This is a genomic window from Microbacterium sp. MEC084, assembly GCF_004514465.2.
GTDB lineage: Bacteria > Actinomycetota > Actinomycetes > Actinomycetales > Microbacteriaceae > Microbacterium.
Genome location: NZ_MYFP02000002.1, coordinates 142,836 through 159,001, shown reverse-complemented (window position 1 = coordinate 159,001; position 16,166 = coordinate 142,836). Strand labels below are relative to the sequence as shown.

18 protein-coding genes are annotated in these 16,166 nt (G+C 70.6%); 10 read left to right on the top strand and 8 right to left on the bottom strand.

From position 1 onward, the window contains the following. Positions 1 to 2 precede the first annotated feature (2 nt). The 3 genes from B5M43_RS03400 to B5M43_RS03390 are packed head-to-tail and all read right to left on the bottom strand — an operon-like array spanning position 3 to position 3,049. Positions 3 to 890, bottom strand: coding sequence for a carbohydrate ABC transporter permease (locus B5M43_RS03400; protein ID WP_134745312.1), 888 nt, complete (start codon positions 888 to 890; stop codon positions 3 to 5). Next, entirely contained in the window at positions 887 to 1,816 is a 930-nt protein-coding gene (locus B5M43_RS03395; protein WP_134745311.1) for a carbohydrate ABC transporter permease, read from the bottom strand. Before B5M43_RS03395 ends, B5M43_RS03400 begins: the two co-directional genes overlap by 4 nt. 27 nt (positions 1,817 to 1,843) lie before the next feature. Beyond that, a complete protein-coding gene (locus B5M43_RS03390) occupies positions 1,844 to 3,049 on the bottom strand; it encodes an ABC transporter substrate-binding protein (protein WP_134745322.1) in 1,206 nt (401 codons plus the stop codon). Between the two features lie 197 nt (positions 3,050 to 3,246). On the opposite strand from B5M43_RS03390, the gene B5M43_RS03385 reads away from it, so the two are divergent. Beyond that, on the top strand, positions 3,247 to 4,455 hold the full coding sequence (locus tag B5M43_RS03385) for an ROK family protein (protein WP_230667597.1): 1,209 nt from the start codon (positions 3,247 to 3,249) through the stop codon (positions 4,453 to 4,455). A gap of 151 nt (positions 4,456 to 4,606) precedes the next feature. On the opposite strand, the gene B5M43_RS03380 is transcribed toward B5M43_RS03385, so the two are convergent. Together B5M43_RS03380 and B5M43_RS03375 are read right to left on the bottom strand one after the other, a co-directional pair. Continuing rightward, the gene (locus B5M43_RS03380; RefSeq protein ID WP_055988022.1) at positions 4,607 to 4,876 is read right to left on the bottom strand and encodes a GlsB/YeaQ/YmgE family stress response membrane protein; all 270 of its coding nucleotides are present in this window, start codon (positions 4,874 to 4,876) and stop codon (positions 4,607 to 4,609) included. 147 nt (positions 4,877 to 5,023) lie between these two features. Beyond that, a complete protein-coding gene (locus B5M43_RS03375; RefSeq protein WP_134745309.1) occupies positions 5,024 to 5,614 on the bottom strand; it encodes a hypothetical protein in 591 nt (196 codons plus the stop codon). An 11-nt stretch (positions 5,615 to 5,625) separates the two neighbouring features. Between B5M43_RS03375 and B5M43_RS03370 the strand changes: the two genes are divergently transcribed. The 6 genes from B5M43_RS03370 to B5M43_RS03345 all read left to right on the top strand — a co-directional run bounded on the left by B5M43_RS03370 (position 5,626) and on the right by B5M43_RS03345 (position 10,617). Then, the gene (locus B5M43_RS03370; RefSeq protein ID WP_055988027.1) at positions 5,626 to 6,156 is read left to right on the top strand and encodes an adenine phosphoribosyltransferase; all 531 of its coding nucleotides are present in this window, start codon (positions 5,626 to 5,628) and stop codon (positions 6,154 to 6,156) included. Positions 6,157 to 6,403: 247 nt separating this feature from the next. After that, a complete protein-coding gene (locus tag B5M43_RS03365; protein ID WP_055988029.1) occupies positions 6,404 to 7,465 on the top strand; it encodes an ABC transporter substrate-binding protein in 1,062 nt (353 codons plus the stop codon). Positions 7,466 to 7,485: 20 nt separating this feature from the next. Further along, the gene (locus tag B5M43_RS03360) at positions 7,486 to 8,319 is read left to right on the top strand and encodes an ABC transporter ATP-binding protein (RefSeq protein ID WP_055988031.1); all 834 of its coding nucleotides are present in this window, start codon (positions 7,486 to 7,488) and stop codon (positions 8,317 to 8,319) included. After that, positions 8,312 to 9,127 (top strand): ABC transporter permease, encoded by an 816-nt coding sequence (locus B5M43_RS03355; protein WP_055988033.1) that lies wholly within the window; start codon positions 8,312 to 8,314, stop codon positions 9,125 to 9,127. Before B5M43_RS03360 ends, B5M43_RS03355 begins: the two co-directional genes overlap by 8 nt. Before the next feature lie 2 nt (positions 9,128 to 9,129). Continuing rightward, complete coding sequence (locus B5M43_RS03350; RefSeq protein ID WP_055988035.1) at positions 9,130 to 9,975, top strand: ABC transporter permease; 846 nt, start codon at positions 9,130 to 9,132, stop codon at positions 9,973 to 9,975. 42 nt (positions 9,976 to 10,017) lie between these two features. Beyond that, a complete protein-coding gene (locus tag B5M43_RS03345) occupies positions 10,018 to 10,617 on the top strand; it encodes a copper homeostasis protein CutC (protein WP_308067736.1) in 600 nt (199 codons plus the stop codon). A gap of 9 nt (positions 10,618 to 10,626) precedes the next feature. On the opposite strand, the gene B5M43_RS03340 is transcribed toward B5M43_RS03345, so the two are convergent. The 3 genes from B5M43_RS03340 to purS all read right to left on the bottom strand — a co-directional run bounded on the left by B5M43_RS03340 (position 10,627) and on the right by purS (position 12,609). After that, positions 10,627 to 11,568 (bottom strand): 2-hydroxyacid dehydrogenase, encoded by a 942-nt coding sequence (locus B5M43_RS03340; RefSeq protein ID WP_055988040.1) that lies wholly within the window; start codon positions 11,566 to 11,568, stop codon positions 10,627 to 10,629. 70 nt (positions 11,569 to 11,638) lie between these two features. Continuing rightward, on the bottom strand, positions 11,639 to 12,346 hold the full coding sequence (gene purQ, locus B5M43_RS03335; protein ID WP_055988042.1) for a phosphoribosylformylglycinamidine synthase subunit PurQ: 708 nt from the start codon (positions 12,344 to 12,346) through the stop codon (positions 11,639 to 11,641). Beyond that, entirely contained in the window at positions 12,343 to 12,609 is a 267-nt protein-coding gene (purS, locus tag B5M43_RS03330; RefSeq protein ID WP_055988043.1) for a phosphoribosylformylglycinamidine synthase subunit PurS, read from the bottom strand. Before purS ends, purQ begins: the two co-directional genes overlap by 4 nt. 268 nt (positions 12,610 to 12,877) lie before the next feature. Here purS and B5M43_RS03325 point away from each other — a divergent pair, with 268 nt between their 5' ends. Genes B5M43_RS03325 through B5M43_RS03315 form a run of 3 tightly spaced genes read left to right on the top strand, consistent with a single transcriptional unit; the run spans position 12,878 to position 16,159 of the window. Then, positions 12,878 to 14,149: an ABC transporter substrate-binding protein gene (locus tag B5M43_RS03325; protein WP_055988046.1), complete on the top strand. Its 1,272-nt coding sequence runs from the start codon at positions 12,878 to 12,880 to the stop codon at positions 14,147 to 14,149. A 4-nt stretch (positions 14,150 to 14,153) separates the two neighbouring features. Then, positions 14,154 to 15,251: a carbohydrate ABC transporter permease gene (locus B5M43_RS03320; protein WP_134745307.1), complete on the top strand. Its 1,098-nt coding sequence runs from the start codon at positions 14,154 to 14,156 to the stop codon at positions 15,249 to 15,251. Continuing rightward, a complete protein-coding gene (locus B5M43_RS03315) occupies positions 15,248 to 16,159 on the top strand; it encodes a carbohydrate ABC transporter permease (RefSeq protein ID WP_055988051.1) in 912 nt (303 codons plus the stop codon). The genes B5M43_RS03320 and B5M43_RS03315 overlap by 4 nt, the downstream gene beginning before the upstream one ends. Positions 16,160 to 16,166: the final 7 nt, after the last annotated feature.

Genomic DNA, 16,166 nt, shown 5'->3' with positions numbered 1-16,166 from the left:
GATCACTTGATGGCGCCCTGGGTGAGGCCGGAGAGGACCCACCGCTGGGCGACGAGGTACACGACGATCGACGGCGCCATCGCCATCAGATACGACGCGAAGGCGACGTTGTAGCTGTTGCTGAACTGAGTCTGGAACATGCTCTGCAGAACCGGGAGGGTCTGCAGCTCCGGATTCGAGATGATGAGCGACGGCATCATGAAGTCGTTCCACGACGCGAGGAAGGCGAAGATGCCGACCGTCGCGCTCATCGGCCCGAGCAGCGGGAAGATCAGCCGCCAGAACACCTGCCACGTGGTCGCCCCGTCCATCCGCATGCTCTCCTCCAGCTCGAGCGGGATCGATCGCAGGTAGGCGGTGAACAGCAGCGTGTTGAACGCGAGTCCGAACACGACGTGCAGGACGGCCACGCCGACCGGGTTGTCGAGGCCGAACAGGCCCGTGAGCTGGATCTGGGGCAGAGCGACGACGGGGAACGGGATGAACATCGCCGCGAGCAGGTAGAAGAACGACCAGCGGAACAGGCGACGGTCCCAGTTGCGCACGATCGCGTAGGAGGCCAGCGCCGACACCACGATCGATCCGGTCACCGCGACGGCGGTGATGACCGCCGAGATGGCGAGTCCGCGCGGGAAGTCCGTCAGCGTCCAGGCCTCGACGAAGCTGCCGAGCGTGAGCGGCGCCGGCAGGCTGAAGGCGTTGCCATCCACCGCCTGGCCGCCCGTCTTCAGGGACATCGTGACGGTCACGTAAAGGGGCAGGAGCACCGTGAGCGCGCACACGAGCAGGATGATCGTCGCCGGCCAGTTCACGGACTCCTGCCCGATGCGACCGCGCCGGGCGGTCGCGTCGGCCGTGACGATGGCCCTCGTGCTGTCGATCGCGGTCATGATCCGAAGCCCGCCTTTCCGCGCGTCGCGCGCAGCTGCAGCACCGCGATCGCGATGCTGATCAGGAAGAAGACGCCCGCGTTCGCCATCTGGTAGGCGTAGTCGCCTCCCGAGAAGCCGGTGAAGATCGCCATGGCGACGCTGCGGGTGGCGACGCCGGGGCCGCCGTTGGTGAGTCCGACGATGATGTCGTACGCGTTCAGGAAGCCCTTGAAGCCCAGGATCGTGTTGATCACGATGTAGCCCGAGACGAGGGGCAGGGTGATGTGCCACAGGCGCTGGGCGCCTGTCGCGCCGTCGATCGCGCCCGCTTCGTACACCTCGCCCGGGACCGTGAGCAGGCCCGCGATGTAGATCAGCATCGTGCCCGGGATCGCCTGCCACGCCGTCACGAACACCACCGCCAGCCAGGCGAGATCGGGGTCGGCCAGCAGGCTGCTCGCGAGCGGCTCGATGCCGAGGGCCCGGCCGAAGGCGGGGAGCGAGTTCGAGAACAGGAACTGGAAGACGAACGCGATGATGATGCCCGAGATCACCATCGGGATGACGAACACGGTGCGAAGCGCGGTGCGGAACCGGATGCGCGCGGTCAGGCCGAGCGCCAGCAGGAACGCCACGAGGTTGACGACGATCACGGTCACGAGGGCGAAGCCGAGCGTGAATCCGTAGGATCCGAGGATGCCCTCGTCGCGGAACAGGGCGATGTAGTTGCGCAGCCCGATCCACTCGAAGTCGCCGAAGCCGATGGAGTCGGTGAAGCTGTAGGCGATGCCGATGACGGCCGGCACCGTGATCGCGACCGTGAACAGCGCGAGCGACGGCAGCAGGAACAGGTAGTACACGGGGTCGATGCGTCGCCGCTCGGAGCGGACGGTCCGTCCCGATCCGGCCGTCACCACCGCACGGGTGGAGGTCATGGTCGACATGAGAGGTCCTCGTTCAATCTGTCGGGGTCACTGCCGGTACGCCAGCCGGGCCCAGTCGGAGTCCATCCGCGCGAGGACCGCCTCCGGATCGGCGCCGGTGACGATCGCCTGGAGGTAGTTCTCGGCCGGGATGGTGCGGGGGATGAACTGCGACGCGCCCATGTAGAAGCGTCCGGCGTCGTAGTACTCGCGCATCCCGATGATCCGCTCGTCGGTCACGGGTGCTGCATGCTTCGTGGTGCCGAACGCGAGGAACTCGGCGTTGTAGGCGTCCTGGATCTCGGGCTGCATGAGGTGCTGCAGGAAGGCTCGCGCCCCGTCCTTGCCGCTCGCCATCTCGGGCACCCAGAGCGACAGGTCGATGTTGACGCGCACCTTCAGATCGGCGGGATCGTCGGTCATCGGGAGGGGGAACGTGCCGAGCTCGATGTCCGTGCCCGCCTTCTCGATCTCGCCGAACGCCCACGGGCCCTGGAAGTACATCGCCGCCTGGCCCTGGGCCATCGCGGTGTTGCCGTCGCCGTAGCCGCGGCTGTCCGCGTCGTCGTTCGAGTACGCCGCGATCGTCATCATCCGCTCCACCGGCTCGCGCAGGGTGCGCTGGAAGGAGACCTCGGAGTCGGGGCCGACATCGGCGCCGATCTCGGTCATCGCGGCGTAGAAGGCGCGCACGTCGACCATGCCGCCCACCGAGTAGTCGAACAGGCCCTGCGCGACCGTCCAGGGGTCGCGGAAGGTGCTGTAGAGCGGGGTGACGCCGGCGTCCGTCAGGGCGTCGCACACGGCGATGAACTCATCCCAGGTGGTCGGCACGGCCAGGCCGTGATCCGCGAAGATGCGCCTGTTGTAGATGACCGAGGCGGCGGTCACCGAGTAGGGGATGACGCTCGTGCGGCCCTCGTAGGTCGCGTACCAGTCGGCGAGCTCGAGCACGTCGTCGCGGATCGTCGCCGCCTCGGGCAGGTCGCCGAGATCGCTGAGCGCCCCGCGCTCCATGAAGCGCCCCATCTCCAGGTTGTAGTTGAGGCACCCGAGGTCGGGCGGATTGCTGCGTACGAAGCTCGCGGACAGGTTGGTCGCGGTGTCGTGAAGGATGCGCCAGCGGTCCTGCGAGGCCGTGAAGTCGGCCGCGAGGTCGCGGAACCAGCCGATCGCCTCCGGCTTGCTCTGGTGGAACGTGATCGTGGTCCGTCCGGCTGCAGGACCGGCGGCGCATGCCGAGAGGCCGAGCATGGCGAGCGCCGCGCCGGATGCGGCCAGGAACGTCCGGCGGCTGAGGCCGGGCGGCGGGGTCCGATGCGGAGAGGACACCTTCGTCTCCTTCGTCTGTGCGCGGCATCGCGCGGGGCGGGTCGTCGACAGGATTGATTTAGGGAATAAATTTAGAACTTGGAGGAAGTATGTCCGAGGGCCGGGGATATCGTCAAGAGGTGGGCGTGAAGGCGACGGCGAGCTCGCCGCAGGTGCTGCGGCGGATGAACTCGGGGGCGGTGGTGCGCTTCGCGCTGCGCGTCGCGGAGTTCACGGCCGCCGAGGTCATGGCGGAGACCGGCCTGACCCGCGCGACCGCGCTCGGTGTGTGCGATGAGCTCGTCGCCCTCGGCTGGCTGGAGGAGCTCGAGGACAGCCGCGCCGCGGGGCTCACGAGCAAGGGCCGTCCGGCCCGCCGCTACCGGCTGCGCGACGGCGCCGGAGCCGTGGTCGGGATCGACGCGGGCGAGCACCGCTTCACGGGAGTCGTCGCCGACCTGCGGGGCCGCGCGCTCGCGCGCCGCACGCTTCAGCTCGATCCGACCTCCTCCGGACCGGTGCGGTCCGAGCTGGCGGCGAGCCTCGTCCGCGAGCTGCGCGACGAGGCGGGGTTGGATCGCGGCGACGTGCTGCTGACGGTCATCGGCGTCCCGGCGCCGGTGGATGCCCGCGGCTCCTCGCCTTCGGGCGACGGGTTCTGGGGCACCATGAACCCGGGGTTCGCCTCCCTGCACGGGACGGTCGTCGTCGAGAACGACGCCAACCTCGCCGCCGTCGCCGAGCGCGCGCAGGGGTTGGCGGACCTGGGCGATGCGGCGACCGTGCTGTCGGGCGAGCGGCTCGGCGCGGGCGTGATCCTCGACGGACGCCTCCTCCGCGGTGCGCGCGGCGGAGCGGGCGAGATGCGCTTCCTCGACATCGTCGAAGGGGCCGGATCGGCCGAGGGCATCGCGTCGCTTGCACGCTCCTGGGCGCGTGACGCGATCGCGGAGGGCGCGCGCGGCGCGCTCGCGCGGCTCGCTCCCGAAGCCGTCGCGGCGCGGGACGTGTTCCGGGCGGCGGCGGAGGGCGACGCGGTGGCGCTGCGCATCCTGGACCGCCTCGGCGCGCGCATCGCGCGACTCGCCGTCGTGCTCGCGAGCCTGCTGGACGTCGAGCGCGTGGTGATCGCGGGCGCCGTGGCCGACGCCATCGAACCTGTCCTCGAGCGCGCCCGCGCCGTGCTCGCCGACGAGTTCTCCCCGCCCGTCCCCGAGCTCGTCGCGAGCCGGCTCGGAAGCGACGTCGTGGTCGTGGGCGCCGTCGAGCTCGCGCTCGCGCAGCTGCGCGAGGAGCCGCTGCGCTTCGTTCCGCGGGCGTCCGCGCGTACCGCGCCGCCGACGGAATAGCGGAACGCCCGCCGCATGTGCGACGGGCGTTCTACGTTTCCGGGAACCATCCCCTCCGGGGCCGGCCCGCGAGGTGCGGGATCTGGTGGCTCGTGAAGGGATGTTCCCCTTTCGGTCGGACGCGAGGGAGGGGTGCGGCCGACGTCCGAGGTCACCGGGTCGTCTTGTTGCGACCGGTGATCAGGCCCCAGATCAGCAGCACGATGATCGCACCGCCGATGGCCAGGAGCCAGGTGGAGAGGTCCCAGAAGTTCTCCAGCCCGACACCGAAGATGGCCGATCCGAGCCAGCCTCCCAGGATGGCGCCGACGACTCCGAGAAGAAGTGTGACGAGCCATCCGCCACCCTGCCGCCCGGGCAGGATCGCCTTCGCGATCGCGCCGGCGATGAGTCCGAGGATGATGAATGCGATGAAGCCCATGACGCGCTCCCTTCCTGCGGGGATCTCCCGCTGAATCCAATGTACGAGCGCAGGCGAATACGCCTGAGGGGCTTGACATGGGCTGGGAATGTGCGCTTATGCGTTCCGCTGACTGGGAGGAGCGGGGCCCGGAGCGGGTCTCAGGTCTCAGGCGGGGCCGAGGCGCAGCACGCCGGGCGTCTCCGCGACGCGCAGATCGTCCACGATGCGCACCGTGCGGGCCAGCTCGTCGACCGATCCGAGCACGGTTCGGAAGCGCTCACGGTCGCCGCCCACGGCCGTGACCGTCACGAAGTGCGCGCCCGTGTCCCACGTGTACTCCGCGAAGGGCGGCGTGCCGGCGCCCGCGGGCGCGTCGATCACCAGGCGCTCGCCCATCCCGAGATACGCGCCGCGGAACGGCTCGGTGTCGTCGTATTCCATGGGCCGCACGGCGCGCGCCGCGCGCAGCTGCGGCGTGATCTGGTGGACCTGCGCCGTCACGACCAGCAGGTCGGGCTCGTCCTTCCACACCCAGGCCAGCAGCTTGCCGTCGGCGCGGCGCATCAGCAGGGGAGCGGCCTGGCTGATCGTCCACGCGAGCAGCCCGCTGCCGCGGCCCTGCCCGCCGATCATCCGGCTGCCGTGGCCGAGGAGCATGCGGATCGCGGCCTTGCGGTGCCGGCGGCCCCGCAGCCCGAGCGAGCCGGTGACGGCCACCCAGCGCGCGGGATCGGCGTCGGCCTGCAGTCGGGTCATGGATCCAGCGTATGGGGGAGGATGGACGCGTGGATGCCCTGAGCCGCGCCGAATCGCTGATCGCCCTGACCCCCGACTATCCGGAGCCCGGCGTGCTGTTCCGCGACGTCTCGCCGATGCTCGCCGACGGCGCCGCGCTGCGCGCCGTGGTCGAGGCCCTGATCGAGCCGTACGCGGGGCGCTTCGACATCGTGGCCGGCATCGAGGCCCGCGGGTTCCTGCTGGCCGGGTACGCGGCCGCGCTCGCCGGGGTGGGCATGCTGCAGATCCGCAAGGCCGGCAAGCTCCCGCGCCCCGCGGCGGCGGTGTCCTACGCGCTGGAGTACGGCACGGCCACGATCGAGGCCCCGGGCGTGCTGCACGCGGGCGAGCGCGTGCTCCTTCTGGACGACGTGCTCGCCACCGGGGGCACGCTCGCGGCGGCGCAGAGCCTGGTCGCCGAGCTGGGCGCCGTCGTGGCGGGGTCGGCCGTCGTGCTCGAGCTCACGGACCTGGGCGGCCGCGAGGTCGTCGGCGACGTTCACGCGGTCTTCACCGCCTGATCCGGACGTCCCCGTCCGTATCGATCCGGGCACGGAACGCCCGGGATATCCGGCATTCTGCGACCTCGCAGGATCGGGCACGGCACAATGTTTTACATCGCCGAAACGCGGGTGTCCGGCTGGTCGCTCCGCCGCACCCTACGGTGGGAGGACCGGCCCGTTCCTGCCGATCACCCTCCCGGCGCGAGACCCCCCGGAACCCCGGATGTCGGATCGCGCCCCGTCCCGCACGAGTGGAGACTCTCACATGACCCGCACCACCTTCCTCCGCCGCGGTCTCGCCGCCGCCGGCCTCCTGACCACGGGCGCCCTGGCCCTCGCCGCCTGCGCCGGCGGCTCGGCCCCGGCCGGCGACGCCGCCGAGGGTGAGGACGCCGGCCACGGCGCCATCACCGTGCAGCAGAGCTGGATCTCGAACGAGGAGTTCGCCGGCGAGTTCTACGCGCAGAAGTTCGGCTACTACGAGGAGGCGGGCTTCGACGAGGTCACGCTCGTCGAGGGTCCCTCGACCGGCGTCGCGGAGCTCATGGGCGGCACGGCCCAGGTCGCGCTGAACGACCCGCTCGCGGTCGGCTCGGCCGTCGCCAACGACGGCGCCACGATCAAGATGATCGGTGCCACGTTCCAGAAGAACCCGTTCACGGTGCTCTCGCTCAAGGACGGCGCGGACATCGCGACGGTCGAGGACCTCAAGGGCAAGACGATCGGCGTGCAGGACTCGAACCGCGCCGCGTTCGACGCGTTCCTCGAGGCCAACGGCATCGCGCAGGACGAGCTCGAGATCGTCGCTGTCCAGTACGACCCGGCCCCGCTCGTGAACGGCGAGGTCGACGGCTTCTACGCGTACCTCACCAACGAGGCGCTGACGGTCAAGCTGGCCGGCCACGAGATCACCAACCTGCCGCTCGCCGACAACGGGTTCCCGCTCGTGGCCGAGACGATCTCGGTCACGGACCAGTACCTCGCCGAGAACCGCGAGCTGCTGAAGGACTTCCTGGTCGCCGAGATCAAGGGCTGGTCGGATGTCGTGAAGGACCCCGAGCAGGCCGCGGACGACGTGGTCGCCGAGTTCGGCACCGACCTCGACCCGGTCAAGACCCTCGAGGCCATGAACGCGCAGCTCGAGCTCATCGTGACGGAGGACACCGAGGCCAACGGCCTGTTCACGATCACGGAGGAGATGCAGCAGGCGACGGTCGACAGCCTCGCGGGCGCCGGCATCGAGGTCGCGGCCGAGGACATCTTCGACCTCAGCCTGCTCGAGGAGGTCTACGCCGAGAACCCCGAGCTCGTCGACTACGCCGGCTGAGGCGGGGGAGAATCGAGACCGTGACCGACACGGCTTCGTCCTCGGCTGAGGACGCGCAGGCCGGTGCCCAGGACACCCTGGGGACCGGCCTGCACATCAGCGGACTGAACAAGGTGTTCCGGCAGGGGCGGCGCGACGTCGTCGCCCTGCAGGACGCGAACCTCCACACCGAGCAGGGCACGTTCCTGTCGCTGCTGGGCCCGTCCGGGTGCGGCAAGTCGACCATCCTGCGCATCCTGGCGGGGCTCGAGTCGCCGACGAGCGGCACGACGCGGGTGGACGGAAAGTCGCCCAAGGAGCTGCGGGCGTCCAACAGCCTCGGCATCGCGTTCCAGGACTCGGCCCTGCTGCCGTGGCGCAGCGTGCAGTCGAACATCCAGCTGCCCTTCGAGGTCGCGGGCAAGCCGGTCGACAAGGCGTACGTCGCCGAGCTGATCGACCTCGTCGGACTCACGGGCTTCGAGAACGCCAAGCCCGCGCAGCTGTCGGGCGGCATGCGCCAGCGCGTCTCGATCGCCCGGTCGCTCGTGATGAAGCCCGAGGTGCTGCTGTTCGACGAGCCGTTCGGCGCGCTCGACGACATGACGCGCCAGCGGCTGAACCTCGAGCTGCTGCGCATCTGGACCGAGAAGCCCGCGACGACCCTGCTGGTGACCCACGGCATCTCGGAGGCCATCTTCCTGAGCGACAAGGTCGCGGTGATGACCCCGCGGCCGGGGCGCATCAAGGAGGTCATGGACATCGACCTGCCGCGCCCGCGCACGCCCGAGATGATGCGCACGCCGGAGTTCCACGCCTACGTCGACCACGCCTCGGACCTGCTGTTCGGCGGCCAGGACGGCTCGGATGACTGACGCCCGCCGCGTCGTCGACCGGCGCCCCGTGCCCGCGTGGGCGTGGGGCGTCGCCGGCGTGATCGGGATCATCGCGCTGTGGTGGCTGCTCGCCGCCACGGTGTTCTCGAGCGTCGGGCCGGCCGGCGTGCAGGCGATCCCGACCCCCGCGCAGGTCGTGGCCGAGGCCGCGGAGCGCGGCTGGTCGTACTTCGCTCCCGAGTTCGGGATCACGCTGGTCGAGTCCGGCATCGGCTACCTGTGGGGCAACGCCCTGGCGCTGCTGTTCGCCGCGCTCGTCCTGATCGTGCCGCGCATCGAGGGCACCGTCATGCAGCTGGCGACCATCACGTACTGCCTCCCGATCGTCGCGATCGGCCTGCTGCTGAGCGTCATGGTGCCCGTGCCCAAGCCGGGCGAGCCGTGGCTGAACTCGGTCATCCTGGCCGCGCTCAGCGTGTTCTTCACCACGGTCGTGGGCGCCCTCCTCGGACTGAAGGCCGCCGACCGCAGCGCGCTCGATGTGGTCACGGTGTACGGCGGCTCGCGGCTGACCCAGCTCACCAAGGTGCGGCTCATCGCGGCGCTGCCGGCCATCCTGAACGCCCTGCAGATCGCGGTGCCCGCCGCGTTCCTCGGCGCCGTCCTCGGCGAGTTCTTCGGCAAGACCCGGATGGGCGTCGGTCGGGCCATGATGATCGCCCAGGTCGACGTCAACGCGCCGCTCGTGTGGGCGCTCGCCATCCTGTCCGGCATCGTCGCGCTGACGGGCTACTGGATCGTGGGGCTGATCGCGCGCGCGGTCACGCCGTGGGCGAAGGGGGCGTGAGGATGGCGAGCTCGAACGAGATCCGCTCCTCGCTGCGCCGCCAGGCCGCCGCGGCGACCGCCCGCGCGCTGGGCCGGGACCTGCTGAAGCTCGTGGTCACGCTCGTGGTCGTGACCGCGCTGTGGCAGCTCGCGCTGTGGGCCTTCGGGGTCAACACGTACATCGGCAAGGGCCCCGCCGACATCTGGGCCTACCTCGTGACCGACGCCGACGCGGGCGAGAACCGAGCCGTGCTGTTCGACCGGCTCTGGGTGAGCCTCGGCCATGCCGTGATCGGCTTCGTCGCGGGGCTCGTGGTCGCGCTCGTCGCGGCCATGCTGTTCCAGCTGAACCGCGGCGTGGAACACGCGCTCATGCCGCTCGCGATGCTGCTGCGGTCGGTGCCCCTCGTCGCGATGGCCCCCGTGATCACGCTGATCTTCGGCCGGGACCTGTGGTCGGTCGCCGTGATCGGCGGCATCGTCGTGCTGTTCCCGGCGCTCGTGAACATCGTGTTCGGCCTCCGCTCGGCGTCGCCGCAGATGCTCGACCTCGTCGCCGTGTACGGCGGCTCGGCGTTCACGGCCCTGCGCAAGGTCGCCCTGCCGTCGTCGCTGCCGGCGTTCTTCGCCGCGGTGCGCATCTCGGTCCCCGGAGCCCTCACGGGCGCGCTGCTGGCCGAGTGGCTCGCGACCAGCGACGGCATCGGCGGCGGCATCGGCCCGGCGATCTCGCAGTCCCGGTTCCCCGAGGTGTGGGCGTCGATCGTGCTCGTCACGGCCGCCGCGCTCATCCTGTACAACCTGATCCAGGCGATCGAGGACGTCGTCCTGACGCGCCTCGGGATGCACCCCCTCAAGAACCTCTGAGCCCCGTCACTCGAGCCACTCGGTGATGAACCGGTCGCTGGCGTGGATGTGGGTGGCGATGTAGTCGTCGCCGTCGAGGACCTCGTCATGGTGCGCCCGCGCGCGGGCGGCTTCGCGTACGACGCCGACGAGGTCGCGCTCATGGTCGCCGACACGCGCCGCGCGGTCGCGGCGGGCGCCCACGGCATCGTGATCGGCGGCACGCGCGACGGCCGGGTCGACCCCGCGATCGTGCGCCCCGTGCTCGACGCGGCGGGCGACGTGCCGGTCTCGTTCCACCGCGCGTTCGACACGCTCGCCGACCAGAAGGCCGGCCTGGACGAGCTCGCCGAGCTGGGCGTGATCCGCGTGCTGACGGCCGCCGGCGCCTCGCGCGCCGTCGACGCGCTCGACGGCCTGCGCGCCCTCGTGGAGCACGCGGCGGGCCGCATCCAGGTCATGGCCGGCGGCGGCATCGACCCGTCGAACGTCGCCGAGATCGTCGCGACCGGCGTCGACGGCATCCACGCCTCGGCGAAGGGGATCGTGTCGGACGCGGTCGCGGTGTCGCTCGGCACCGGCGCGCCGGCGGGAGAGGGCGGCTACGAGACGACCGACGAGGCGACCGCGATGCGGCTGCGCGAGATCCTGCGGGGCGCGTAGCCCCGCAGATCAGGCGCGGAGCACGACGTTGATCGGCTCCTCGCCGCGCGCCATCCGCTCGGCCTGCGTCGCCACCAGCTTGGCGATGCGCGGCCGCATGGCGCCCGAGCGGCCGCCCACATGCGGGGCGATCAGCACGCCCGGGAGCGACCACAGCGGGTGGTCCTGCGGCAGGGGCTCCGGGTCGAACACGTCGCTCGCGACGCGGATGCGCCCGCGGCGCACGTGGTCGACCAGCGCGTCCGTGTCGACGATGGGCCCGCGGCCGACGTTCACGACCAGCGCGCCGTCGGGCAGGGCCGACAGGGCGGCGTCGTCGATCAGGTGATGCGTCTCGGGGCCGCCGGGCAGGACGATGACCAGGATGTCCGCGGTCGGCAGCAGCTCGGGCAGCTCCGAGATCGGCCGGACCTCGATGCCCTCCTCCTTGCGGGCGCGCGACGCGACCGGGATCAGCTCCACCTCGAACGGCAGCAGGCGGTCGGCGATCGACTTGGCGACGCCGCCGAAGCCCAGCATCACGACGCGGCGGTCGGCGAGGCCCTCGGCCTGGAAGGTCTCCCACTCGCCGCGCTCCTGGTTGCGCACCATGCGGGGCAGCTCGCGCTGGGCGGCCAGGACGAGCGCGACCGTGAGCTCGGCCGTGGCGGTCTCGTGCACCGACGACGCGTTGGCGTACACGGTACCGGCGGGCAGCCGCTCCGCGACCCCGTCGTACCCGATCGCCTGCCCCTGCACGAGCCGGTGCTCGAACGTCGACAGTTTCTTGAGCGTCTTTCCCTGCTTCATGTACGGCGGCACGACGATGTCGATGCGCTCGCGCGGGGCGTCGCCCGACCCGTCCCACTCGATCACCTCGATCGGCAGCTGCGGGTCGAGCAGCGCGCGCACGTCATCGGCGAGCTGCGCGTCGGGAACGGACAGGACCACGGTCTCGGAGGTGTCGCTCACGCTTCGACCCTATCGGCGCGCAGACGACGAAGCCGCCCCGGGAGGGAGCGGCTTCGCGAGGCGTGCGGGGCTACGCGGCGGCGCCCACGACCGCCGAGATCGCGCTGGTGAAGAAGCCGAGGCCGTCGACGCCCGAGCGCATGGCCGCGGGGGTCTGCGGGCCGAAGCCCGGCTCGACCGCGTGCTCGGGGTGCGGCATCAGGCCCACGACGTTGCCGCGCTCGTTGGTGAGACCCGCGATGTCGTCGAGCGAGCCGTTCGGGTTCACTCCGAGGTAGCGGAACGCAACCTGGCCCTCGCCCTCGATCCGCTTGAGCGTCTCGTCGTCGGCGATGTAGCCGCCGTCGGCGTTCTTGAGCGGGATCACGATCTCCTGGCCCGCCTCGAACGCGCTGGTCCACGCCGTGTCCGCGTTCTCGACGCGCAGGCGCTGGTCGCGGCGGATGAACTGCTGGTGCGCGTTGCGGATCAGGCCGCCCGGCAGCAGGTGCGCCTCGACGAGCATCTGGAAGCCGTTGCAGATGCCGAGGATCGGCATGCCCTTCGCGGCCGCGTCCTTGACCTCGGCCATGATCGGCGCGTGCGCCGCGATCGCGCCGGCGCGCAGGTAGTCGCCGTAGCTGAAGCCGCCCGGCAGCACGAGGGCGTCCACGCCGTCGAGGTCGTGCGAGCCGTGCCACAGCGCGACGGGCTCGCCGCCGGCCAGGCGGATCGCGCGCTGCGCGTCGCGGTCGTCGAGCGAGCCGGGGAAGGTGATGACGCCGATGCGGGCGGTCATGCCTGCTCCTGAGCCTCGGCGAGCACCTCGACGCCCACGACGTCCTCGATGACGGCGTTCGAGAGGATCTCGTCGGCGACCTGACGCGCCTCGGCGAGCACCTCCTCGGTCACCTCGCCCTCGACCGTGAGCTCGATGCGCTTGCCGATGCGCACGTTCTGGAAGGTACCGTGGCCGAGGCGCGCGAGCGATCCGGTGACCGCCTTGCCCTGGGGGTCCAGCAGCTCGGCCTTGGGCATGACGTCGACGACGATGGTGGGCATAAGGGGAGCTCCGGATGTCGCGGGCGGGAGAGTCCCCACCATTCTAGTCGCCCGGCGGTCGCTCCCCGGCCGAGCCTCCACGCGACGGTGCGCACCCGCTTCGGTCACAACCCGGTCACGGGACTTGCGGCCGTGGGAGCGCTCCCATAGGCTCGCCTGCAGTCCGGATGGGAGCGCTCCCACGCACCGCGTGCGATGCGCACCCGCCTGCCCGTTCTGCACCGGGACCGCGCTGTGTCGCGCGGCCCTCACACACAAAGGAGTGACAGTGAACTCACGTGCCTTCCGCCGCGGCGCCGCCGCGGTGTCGGCTGTCGCCGCCGGCGCCATCGCGCTCGCCGGCTGCTCCGGCGGCAACGCGCCCGCCGAGTCGGCGGACCCGAACGCCCCGATCGAGCTGAGCATCGCCACGTTCAACGACTTCGGCTACTCGGACGAGCTCCTCCAGGAGTACATGGACGAGCACCCGAACGTGACGATCGTGCACAACAAGGCCGCGACGTCCAACGACGCGCGCGCCAACTTCTTCCAGAAGCTCGGCAACACCGGCCTGGCCGACATCGAGGCGATCGAGATCGACTGGACCGCCGAGATGATGCAGTACGCCGACCTGCTGGCCCCCGTGCCCGAGGAGCTGAAGGGCCGCTGGCTCGACTGGAAGGAGGCCGCCGCGACCGATGCGGACGGCAACCTCGTCGGCTACGGCACCGACATCGGTCCGCAGGCGGTGTGCTACCGCGCCGACCTGTTCGAGGCGGCGGGCCTGCCGACCGACCGCGAGGAGGTCGCCGGTCTGTTCACCACGTGGGACGACCTGTTCGCCGTGGGCGCCGAGTACACCGAGAAGACCGGTCAGCCGTTCCTCGACTCGGCCAACTCGGTGCTGCAGGGCCTCGCCAACCAGCTCGAGGTCACCTACGAGGAGGCCGACGGCACGGTCGTGGCCACCGAGAACCCCGATGTGCGCGAGATGTACGACACCGTCATCGAGAAGGCCGTCCCGATCACCGCGTACCCCGGTCAGTGGAGCGAGGACTGGTTCGCGTCGATGGCCAACGGCGAGTTCGCCGCGATGCTGTGCCCGCCGTGGATGCACGGCATCATCGCCGGTGAGGCGCCCGAGGTGACCGGCTGGGACATCGCCGACGTCTTCCCGGGCGGCGGCGGCAACTGGGGCGGCTCGTACCTTGTCGTCCCCGCGAACGGCGAGAACGTCGCCGCGGCTCAGGAGCTCGCCGCGTGGCTGACCTCGCCCGAGGTGCAGGCCAAGGCCTTCGCCAACGTCGGCGCTTTCCCGAGCCAGCCGGAGGCGTACGAGATGCCGGAGGTCACCGACGCGACCAACGAGTACTTCAACGACGCCCCGGTCGGCCAGATCAACGCCAACCGCTCCGAGGCCGTCACGGTCTCGCCGGTCAAGGGCCCGAAGTACTTCCAGTTCCACGAGGCCCTGAACCAGGCCGTCACCCGCGTGCACGACGGCCTGCAGTCGCCGGAGGAGTCGTGGGACGCGTGGGTCACCGAGGTGTCGGCGTTCTGAAGCCATGACCGCCACTGACACCACGACCCACGGGGAGGGGCGCTCCAGCGCCCCTCCCTCGGGCCCCCAGGCGGCGCCCAGCGCGTCGCCCTCCGGGGCACCGGCCCCCCGCCCCGTCCGGGTGCTCTCGTTCTCGCAGCGGCTCAGCCGCTGGGACCTGAGGCTCTCGCCCTACCTCTACATCTCGCCGTTCTTCATCCTGTTCGCGATCGTCGGGCTGTTCCCGATCGCGTACACGGCCGTGATCTCGTTCATGGACTGGGACCAGATCCGCCGCTCGGGCGAGTTCATCGGATTCGACCAGTACGTCTGGATCCTGACGCAGCCCAAGTTCTGGATCGCGCTGCGCAACACCTTCAGCATCTTCCTGCTCTCGAGTGTGCCGCAGCTGATCCTGGCGATGTTCATCGCCGTCATGCTCGACAAGCACATCCGGGCCAAGACCTTCTGGCGCATGAGCGCGCTGCTGCCGTACGTGGTGGCGCCCGTCGCCGTCGGCCTGATCTTCAACGCGATGTTCGCGGACCAGTCGGGCGTCGTGAACGGCTGGCTCGGCTTCTTCGGCATCGGGCCGATCCCGTGGCACGTCGAGCCGTTCTGGAGCCACGTCGCGATCGCGTCCATGGTCAACTACCGCTGGACCGGCTACAACGCGCTCATCCTGCTGGCTGCCATGCAGGCCATCCCGCGCGACTACTACGAGGCGGCGACGGTCGACGGCGCCGGCACGTGGCGCCAGTTCTGGAGCATCACGCTGCCCTCGCTCAAGCCGACGCTGATCTTCGTGATCATCACCTCGACGATCGGCGGCCTGCAGATCTTCGACGAGCCGCGCATGTTCGACCAGTTCGGCCGGGGTGGCGCGGGGCAGCAGTGGCTCACGATCACGCTCTACCTGTACGACATCGGCTGGGGCGAGTGGAACTTCGGTCGCGCCGCGGCGATGGCGTGGATCCTGTTCCTGATCATCCTGGCGATCGGCCTGGTCAACCTGATCGTGACGCGCTCGCTCGTGCGCGACGAGGGCGCCAGGGGGATGCGCCCGTCGCGCGCCGAGCGCCGCGCCGCGCTGCGCGCCCAGAGGAAGGAGGTGGCGCGATGAGCGCCGTCCGCCCCGATGAGGCCGTGGGCACCGCCACGGCGACCCTCGTGACCGGCCGCACCGGCCGCCGCGCCGTGCGCATCCGGGGAACCCGTCCGGGGTTCTGGGTGTACGCGGGTCTCGCGGTCGTGCTGTTCGCGAGCCTGTTCCCGCTGTACTTCTCGTTCCTGATCGGCTCGGGCGACGCCAGCACGCTGCGCGATCCGGACAAGTCGTGGATCCCCGGCGGCAACTTCATCCAGAACGCGATCGCCGTGGTGAGCCAGCCGGCCGTGAACTTCTGGCCGGCCCTGTGGAACAGCATCTGGAGCTCGACCGTGATCGCGGTCAGCGTGGTCGTGTTCTCGACGCTGGCCGGATGGGCGTTCGCCAAGCTGCGCTTCCGCGGCGGGCCCGCGCTGCTGGCCTTCGTGGTCGCCACCATGGCGGTGCCGCAGCAGCTCGCGGTCGTGCCGCTGTACGTGCTGTTCGCCGAGATCGGATGGACGGGCCAGATCGGCGCGATCATCATCCCGGGCCTGACGAGCGCGTTCGGCGTGTTCTGGATGACCCAGTACCTGCGCCAGACCGTGCCGGACGAGCTCATCGAGGCCGCGCGCGTGGACGGCGCCTCCATGATCCGCACGTTCTGGACCGTGGGCGTCACGGCGGCCCGGCCCGCAGCTGCGATGCTGTTCCTGTTCACGTTCGTGACCGCCTGGAACAACTTCTTCTGGCCGTTCATCGTGCTCGACCGGCAGAACCCGACGCTGCCCGTCGCGCTGGCGCTGCTGCAGTCCAACTACTTCGTCGACTATTCGATCGTGCTCGCCGGTGTGGTGCTCGCCACGCTGCCGCTCCTGCTGCTGTTCGTCTTCGCGGGCAAGCAGCTGGTCAGCGGTATCATGGCCGGCGCCGTGAAGGGATGATGACCCT

Coding starts and splice junctions, on each gene's coding strand:
- B5M43_RS03400 (WP_134745312.1), bottom strand. CDS start 890: ATGACCGCGATCGACAGCACGAGGGCCATCGTCACGGCCGACGCGACC.
- B5M43_RS03395 (WP_134745311.1), bottom strand. CDS start 1,816: ATGTCGACCATGACCTCCACCCGTGCGGTGGTGACGGCCGGATCGGGA.
- B5M43_RS03390 (WP_134745322.1), bottom strand. CDS start 3,049: ATGCTCGGCCTCTCGGCATGCGCCGCCGGTCCTGCAGCCGGACGGACC.
- B5M43_RS03380 (WP_055988022.1), bottom strand. CDS start 4,876: ATGGGCTTCATCGCATTCATCATCCTCGGACTCATCGCCGGCGCGATC.
- B5M43_RS03375 (WP_134745309.1), bottom strand. CDS start 5,614: ATGACCCGACTGCAGGCCGACGCCGATCCCGCGCGCTGGGTGGCCGTC.
- B5M43_RS03370 (WP_055988027.1), top strand. CDS start 5,626: ATGGGGGAGGATGGACGCGTGGATGCCCTGAGCCGCGCCGAATCGCTG.
- B5M43_RS03365 (WP_055988029.1), top strand. CDS start 6,404: ATGACCCGCACCACCTTCCTCCGCCGCGGTCTCGCCGCCGCCGGCCTC.
- B5M43_RS03355 (WP_055988033.1), top strand. CDS start 8,312: ATGACTGACGCCCGCCGCGTCGTCGACCGGCGCCCCGTGCCCGCGTGG.
- B5M43_RS03350 (WP_055988035.1), top strand. CDS start 9,130: ATGGCGAGCTCGAACGAGATCCGCTCCTCGCTGCGCCGCCAGGCCGCC.
- purQ (WP_055988042.1), bottom strand. CDS start 12,346: ATGACCGCCCGCATCGGCGTCATCACCTTCCCCGGCTCGCTCGACGAC.
- purS (WP_055988043.1), bottom strand. CDS start 12,609: ATGCCCACCATCGTCGTCGACGTCATGCCCAAGGCCGAGCTGCTGGAC.
- B5M43_RS03320 (WP_134745307.1), top strand. CDS start 14,154: ATGACCGCCACTGACACCACGACCCACGGGGAGGGGCGCTCCAGCGCC.
- B5M43_RS03315 (WP_055988051.1), top strand. CDS start 15,248: ATGAGCGCCGTCCGCCCCGATGAGGCCGTGGGCACCGCCACGGCGACC.